The organism is Limosilactobacillus antri DSM 16041, from assembly GCF_000160835.1.
Lineage (GTDB): Bacteria > Bacillota > Bacilli > Lactobacillales > Lactobacillaceae > Limosilactobacillus > Limosilactobacillus antri.
The window spans coordinates 444,590-451,863 of record NZ_GG700733.1 but is presented as its reverse complement, the minus strand read 5'-3'; the positions used below and the strand labels follow the sequence as shown (position 1 = coordinate 451,863).

Below are 7,274 nucleotides of genomic sequence, written 5' to 3'. Positions count from 1 at the left end.
AAAAAAAGCCAGCGCCGAAAAGCCGGAACTGGTCTTCAGCAACTTGCTTTGATTAATTATCGTGGGATGCGTACTGCTGCAGGTTGGCGACCGCCTGCTTAACCTGGCCGGTGCGGCCGGCAAACTCCTGGGCCAGTTCAGCCTTGGAGTAGGTACGGTGACCATTGCCGTGGCCCATCCCACTAGGCGTTTCATCGTCAAAGGTGACCTCAACCTGGTCACCTTTGACCCGCATTGCTGTCGTATGGGCACCAAAACCGATGGAGTGGCCGTCGCCAAGGTCATTCCACATTGTAATTTCGTCATCACCACCATGCAGCTTATCAAGGCTGACCAGCTGTTTCTCCGCTGCCCCGCTGCCATCTTCGTCCACCAATTTCAGGAAGGCCATCAGTTGGTAGTCTTCATCAGAAAACTGGGCCGTGGCCGGCTGACTGCTACTGGACTGCTGACCTGGGGCGGTTGACTGCTGGGAGCGGGCTGACCGGCTTTCCCGCACCGGCTGACTGGAAACGGCGGCCGACTGGTGCGCATTGCTTTGCTGGCCCAGCATGAAACTGAGAATTACCCCCAAGCCCAGGGCCACCACTGCCAGGCCAATCACTAGTTTTTTATTTCTGTTCATTGCGTTCTCCTTTCCTGCGCTGGGCGATTCCCCACCGCTTTAAACACAGTGACCATTATATTATTTTTCCCCTGGTCCTAGTTGCATTCAACGGCAGTTTTCCGGTCCCTGCTAATAGAAGTGGCGGACGGCGGTGCGGTATTGGTTTTGATAATGATGAAACTGGGGGTTGAGGGTCCTGGCATCCGTATCAGGCATGGTTACAAGCAGTACCAACTGACGACTTGCACGGTAGAGCCGCTGGTACTGCTGATAATCGTACTTCCCGGTGTTGTTGTCATACAGGGTCATCATTTCGTTGCTCATCCTGTTAATAGCAGCATTGATTTTTTGAATCTCCGTCCAGTTTTGGTCCACCGCTTGTTTTGCTACCACCGCCTGTTCATCCTTGGTCAGTCGGCCACCGTGTTGGCCCAGCGCGGTTTGCCAGACCTGGTTTTCCCGTTCCGCAATTTGAATTGCAGTAGGGCCGACCATTGTGGAGTCTTGGTTAAACCGGGCCGCCGCCCGACGAAAGGTCTGGTCCTGCTGGTTATCACGAGCGGTCATTTCCACTATGCCAGCAGTAACGCAGGCGGCCATTAAGAGTGCCGAGGCGACCAGCCAGCGTTTCCGCCGGGCCCGCTTTTTCGGTGCCCGGTAATACAAGATTGTACAAATGATTACTGCTAGTAATGAATAAAAAAAGAGGATTGTCGTTAACGCGCCGATGATGCTGCCCCTCCTCACTCACGATACTGCTTCCGAAACTGTCGGTCGAACTGATCTTGCAGACTGATTAACGGCCGCGAGCTATTCTTCCGCAACTGATCCTCGACCTGGTCCAAGAGCGGCCAGAAACGGCTCACGGGAACGTCACGCCCTGTCCCCTTGCGGTCAACACTCTCCAACCGGCCCCGGTCATCGAAGTATAGGTCAACCGTATTCCGAGCGTTCTCAAAGTCAGGGGAGTCGAGCGAATAGGAGAGCGAAGCAGCGGTTATTTCAAAATAATCCCCTACTTTAAGCAGGTCACGGCCCTTAATGATCGTCCGGTAGGAAGCACTGATTCCGCCATTATAGTCGTAACTGATCCGGTAACCCTTGACTGGCGCCAAGTCTCCCAAGTCAGCTTCGTACAGCTGGTGTTCCATCAGCAAGCTTAAGTACGGATAAGTGTGCCGGCGGTGTGGCATCCGGGTAACGTAGTAGTATTGGTGGAGGTGGAGGTTCAACGGCACGTATCCCCAGGCCGCGACCGCCCCCACAGCTGTACTGAGCACCAGGGCTATGATAATTTTGACTGCTTTTGGCATCGTAGAATTCTCCCAGTAACTTGATTTTGGCAAAATTATACTAGCCGCCAGTCGGGATGTAAACAATGAAAATCCCACCACGTTGCATTTCCTGCCCGTGGTGGGATTCCTTATTAAATCAATTGTTAGTGCTGACGCCGCTTAGCCAGGCCGAGCGCTTCTAGTAGCGAAACGAAACCGAGGCCGATTAAGGACAACGGACTGTGACTCCCCGTCTGCGGCAACTGGTGCACTTGGCTCGTTGGTGCAGCCTGCTGGCTGGCGCTAGTCGAAGTCATCGCGGCCGGGCCGGCTGGTTGTGCTGAGGCATTTGGCTGACCGGCTGGCTGAACCGGGGTTGCCGGAACAGCAACGTCCTGACCAGGTTGCGTCGGTTGTTCCGCTGGCCGGTCGGTTGGCGTCGTCGGGGTCACTGGTGCCGGATCGGCGGCATAAGTGACGGTAATGACGCTCGCCGGTGTCAGGTGGGTAACCCCCGCCTGGGCACGCACGGCCTGGCCATCCCCGCTCAAGACGTCGTTGCCATTAGCATCCAGGCCGGTGACCACGTGGTAGCCCTTTACGGCTGGGTTCGGTACCGCCAGGAATTCCGCCTGGTCCGCCGCACCATTTTCAACGTGCCAACCGGTGACGACATCCTGGTCAGTGACCAGGTCGTGGTAACCGGTGCCCACAAAAGTAAGCTGCGCCTGATGGTCCGGTGCTAACGGCGCATGGTCGGTATCCCGAACATAGTGAATCGTTTCGGTAACCACTTGCTGGTGCTGCTGTTGCAGAGCGCCGTGACCATGGCTAAAGTGAATGCTGAAAATTTGGCTAGCAGCAGTGTGATCGGCAAAGCTGCCGAAGAGGCTGCCCCAATCGGTATCCTGCGGCCCACCGATCTGCTGCCCGCTTGCTTGGGCTGGCGTATCATCCGTGGTCGCCGTCAGGACATAGTGGTGGACATTCTCAAGGTTATTGACAACAGCGGCCACGTCGCCGAAGTTAATTGGCTGGCCGCCAACACCACTGACCGTCAGTGCCGGGTGGAGCGACTGGCCCGTTTCATCATCGACGAAGTTAAGGATGGCCTGCTGGTCCTGAGCGTAGTAGACATTTACGGTCAGCGGCGTAGTCAGGTGGGTCACCGTAAGGCCCTTAACCGCGGTCCCGTCCTGCTGGTCAGCCGGGTCAACGCTAGCAACGTGGTAGCCCGCAACCGCTGCATCCGGCACCGCCGCAAAGTCCGCCGTGCCCGCGGTCGGCTGCCAATTCAGCGTCCCCACCATCAGCGTTCCGTCACTGTTCTTCTGCACCGTCCCGTCAGCGTTAACAACGACCAGCTGGTTGGCAACGTCGTCGTGCTGGCCGGTGCCGGTAAAGGTCACGCTTTGCTGGCTTGCCTTTGCCAGCGGCCGGTGATCAGTCTGGGCCAAGTAGTTAATCGTCCGGGTAACGGTCTGCGTTTGCGTAACCGTCCGCAAGTGGTGCTTGAGGTGGACCGTAAACTGGTTCTGCTGGTTATCAGCCTGGTAGCTGGCCCCCGCCGCAAACGAGTTTGAAACCAGGTCATAATGCTGGCCCTGGTACTGCCGAATTACCTGGTCAGGAGCAGTTGCAAAGTTGATTGCAGCACCATAGCGGCCAGCAGCACTGGCGGTGGCCAAAGTCTGGCCGGTCGTATCGTCCACGTAGGTGATCGTCGCCGTCTGCGGGTTGGCCTGGTAGGTAACCGTGGTCTCGACGTTCAGGTCCTGGTCAAAGTTGCCGTTCGTCACCGTAATGGTGTGTGCAGGAACACTCGCCTGGTCTGGCGTGTAGCCGGTAAGCACCGGTAACTGCTGGGCCGTAAAGGTTTGCGGCTGAAGCTCATCATAGCTGCTTTGGTTGGTAACCTCATCTCGGATACCGGTCTGGGTAAAGGTCAGCGTTGCCTGGTAGTCGGGCCGGGCCTGCTTGCCATCAGCATACCGGTAGTGAATCGTCTCGGTAACCGTCTTATTCCGGGAAAACGCGGTCTTCTGGTGGCCAAAGTGGATCGTGAAGGTCAGCGGACGATTGCCAAACTGGCCGAAGATGGTTGCCAGGTCCAACTGGCCGAAGTCCCCACTAGCAATCGTCTTGCCAGCGGCGTCGGTGATGTTCTCAAAGACATAGTGCTGAGCCGCAAGCTGGCGTTCGTTCTTAGCCAGGCTGGCAAAAGCGATGGCCGTGGCCGGCAGACCCATTGCCGATTCGCCACCCGGGATTAGGATCTTGCCATTCGCGTCGTCGTCTACGTAGTTGAGCGTCGCCGCCGTCGGAACCGGATCCTGCACGTACGTAACCGTAATTACCGGGCCCGCAGTGGTGGCTCTGATACCGGTCTGGGCGCTAACCTGGTTCTTAGCCGGGTCCAAGACATCCGTGCCAGCTGCCGTCTGGGCCGTTGCAACGTGATAATCCGCGATCTGCGGGTTATCCACGGCAGCAAAGGCCCCGTTGACCGCCCCGGCGACCTGGAAAGAATACTGCTTGGCCTGCTGGTCGTAAACCGGGGTAAAGGTCAGCGTGGCCGTCTTGTCTGGCGCTGCTGCCTTCCCCTTTAGCGAGCCATCGCCGTAGACGTAATGGATCGTTTCGGTGACGTTTACCGGGGTCGGTTGGATGTAAATGATAAATTCGCTTGGCTGGTCCTTCCCCGCGGTACCGTACGCGTAACGCTCAATTTGGCTAGGGTAGAAATTGGTCAGGACGGTTTCCACGCCGTTCTTGACGCTCACCGCCTTGACAAACTGGTAGCCTTGCAGCTTGTCATAGGCACTCTGGGCACCCTGGAAGCTGACCGTGGAACCGGTTGGCCCCTGATAAGCGCTGCCCGCGCTCAATTGCTGGTGTGAATTGGCATCCTCAATCTTGAGGTTGACCGTGACCAGGTCGGAAACCTGGCCGCCGCCGTCAACGGTCCCGTCGGTCTTGAGCTTGATGTTGGCGCGCCAGCCAATCGAACCCCAGCCGCCGGCATACTGGCCGGTCGTGTCGTTATTGACAAACATTATTGCGGCCGCTTTGCCGCCAACCGCATTGGCGTCAGTGATGTAGCTGTTTTGCAGCGCCGTTTGCAAGCCCTCATTGGCGGTCACCGCGTTCTGGGTTGAACTGTCAAAAGCGTTCTTGTTATTAACGGCGTTGGACCGGTTAACGTCCTCCTCGTAGCTTGTGATCCCGCTTGGCAGGGTATAGTTGTCGGCACTGACGTTTAGAACGGTCACCGGTTCGTCCAGGTTAACCGTCGGGTCGGCAATCACCACGTGGTAAATCCGGTGGTAGCCATTTGCGATGTCATTCAGGTCCTCGTGGGTCACCGTAACCTTCGTGACCGGCCGCTCGCCCTGCTGGGCCGCATCCGTTACGTAGGTCTGCGCCGCGCTAACTACCTGGTCGGATAGGTGGTGGGTCGTCAACGGGGTCAGATGCTTCACAATCTGCTTAGCCAGGTCGTCATCGGAAGCCCAGTTGTAGGTCAGGGCAGGATTCTTAGCGACCCGGATGTCAAAGCTAAACTTGTTGGAGCTCTTCCGGGTATCGGTGGAGAACAGGAAGCTGTTTGACCAGTGCGTATCTACCGCCACGTTGCCCTGCTTATCCCAGGTGCGGACGTTCGTTGCCATGCCCGAGGTGGTAATGTACGAATTGGCTTCCGTGACCGGCGTTGCACTCAGATACTGACCCTTAATCGTCAGGCCGCTAGCGTAAGAATTACCATTGATGGTGACGTCATTGGTCGGGGCAAACTCAAAGTCCGTCCGGTTCTTAGCGGGATCATCGGTAAACCGGTAAACGAATACCTTACCGGCGTTGACCGATGCCTCCGTCCCGTCAGCACCCCAGCGCAGGTCTAGTTTGACGGTCGGATTGCTGAGGCTTTCCGAGCTGACGTTGAAGACCAGGCGGTAGTAGTCGCCCATGTTATAAACCGTGGCATTATGATCAGCGGTCGTCCAGCTGGCCGCCAGGGTCTTGTCATAGGCCAAATACTTGGTTTGTCCGGTCTTGGTATCGGTATACGGCAAGCCGAGCCGGAAGTCGATGTAGTCACCGCTATGGACGGTCCCCGTAATCTTGATTTCCGGTTGAATTTCCTCATAACCAACCTGAGCCCCGGTGCCGTTATGTGCCGAACCGTTCACGCCAACGACTTGGTAGTTGCTGGCGGCCAGCTCGTTTGTCCCCGGGACCACGGTATAGTCAATTGCTTCCCCGAGGCCATTGCCGTGCAGGAACGGGCTGCAATCCGTAACCTGGTAGGTCTGACCGCCTAGGGTGATGGTGTGGCTGCTGTTAAAGTGGTTGTCATCATTGATTGCCATCAGGAGACCCGGAATGGGGAACCAGCTGTAATCATGGCTACCCGCGTCCTTAAGGTTGTCCGTCACGGCAACCAGATGCGCCGTAATGGCTACTGGGGCCTGATAGGACGGAATCCGGCCGAGCGAGATCAGGTAGATCCACTCGTTATTCTGACCAACCTGGCCAAGGCTGGTGCTCGTGTAGTCCCCCGTTGAGAACGAGGAGAGCTTAAAGCCGGCCGGAATCGTCAGCAGGTACCGGCTGGCAACCGGCCAGGCGCCATTTTTCATCTGGGAACCGTCGCCAGAACTGCGGAAATAGTAGGTTAAGTCAGCGGTGTCGCCCGGCTTAAAGGTAAGATCAGTGGCCTGCTGGCCCGCGGTCGTGTTTTGGAAGTTATTGACCGAACCAGTAAACTGCAAGCCGCTGATGTCGGCTGTTGCCGGCTGGGCTTGGTTAACTGACGTCGTTGCCGGCTGCTGGCTAGCTGGTACGGCGGTCGTGGTCTGCTGGACAGCTGGCTGCTGCGGGGTTGCGGTTACGGAAGTTGTTCCGGCCGCGGAATCCGGCTGGGCCGTCGTAGTAGCCGCTGGTGTCGTATCAGCACTGGCTGCCCCAATGAAAAAGGTCGTCCCCAGCAGGACGGAGGCCACACCCACCGTGAGTTTCCGCAAGGCAAAGCGTTGCCGTTGCCGCGCGCCGCGTTGGGTTAGCAGTTGCAGATTATTTTTAGATAGCATTTGATAGCTCCTCCCCCATAATAAATCAAGCAAGCTTATTCTCTGATAATTATAAGGCCATTATTTTATTTGTAAATGATCTGGCGGCATTTGAACAAATTCTCAGCGGGCCGCGGTCATGAGCGAGGAGCGATGCCTGATTGGGCGAAAACCGTTGCGGTAAAAAAAGGAATTAAGCAGCCGGAAGAACCGTTGCTTAATTCCTTGATTATTTTGGTAGGGAACAACCCGCTTTTGGCTGAATTTTGAATTGGTGTAGCAGTCCAAAATGCTGTTATACCGGCATTCCTTCTCCTAGCGCAA

Annotated in this window: 5 protein-coding genes; 1 reads left to right on the top strand and 4 read right to left on the bottom strand. The window is 56.6% G+C overall.

Features of this window, described 5'->3' with window-relative positions; translation table 11 throughout:
• Nucleotides 1-52: 52 nt before the first annotated feature.
• The 4 genes from HMPREF0494_RS11625 to HMPREF0494_RS05685 form a co-directional block, all read right to left on the bottom strand.
• Nucleotides 53-625, bottom strand: coding sequence for a hypothetical protein (locus HMPREF0494_RS11625; RefSeq protein WP_007123998.1), 573 nt, complete (start codon nucleotides 623-625; stop codon nucleotides 53-55).
• Between the two features lie 111 nt (nucleotides 626-736).
• A complete protein-coding gene (locus HMPREF0494_RS05695) occupies nucleotides 737-1,354 on the bottom strand; it encodes a hypothetical protein (protein ID WP_007123997.1) in 618 nt (205 codons plus the stop codon).
• Nucleotides 1,351-1,920 carry a hypothetical protein gene (locus HMPREF0494_RS05690; RefSeq protein ID WP_007123996.1) on the bottom strand — a complete coding sequence of 190 codons (570 nt, stop codon included), beginning with the start codon at nucleotides 1,918-1,920 and terminating at the stop codon, nucleotides 1,351-1,353. The genes HMPREF0494_RS05695 and HMPREF0494_RS05690 overlap by 4 nt, the downstream gene beginning before the upstream one ends.
• A gap of 125 nt (nucleotides 1,921-2,045) precedes the next feature.
• Nucleotides 2,046-6,971 (bottom strand): mucin-binding protein, encoded by a 4,926-nt coding sequence (locus tag HMPREF0494_RS05685; protein WP_007123995.1) that lies wholly within the window; start codon nucleotides 6,969-6,971, stop codon nucleotides 2,046-2,048.
• Nucleotides 6,972-7,046: 75 nt separating this feature from the next.
• On the opposite strand from HMPREF0494_RS05685, the gene HMPREF0494_RS11475 reads away from it, so the two are divergent.
• Nucleotides 7,047-7,220 (top strand): hypothetical protein, encoded by a 174-nt coding sequence (locus HMPREF0494_RS11475; protein WP_007123994.1) that lies wholly within the window; start codon nucleotides 7,047-7,049, stop codon nucleotides 7,218-7,220.
• The last annotated feature ends 54 nt before the right edge of the window (nucleotides 7,221-7,274 follow it).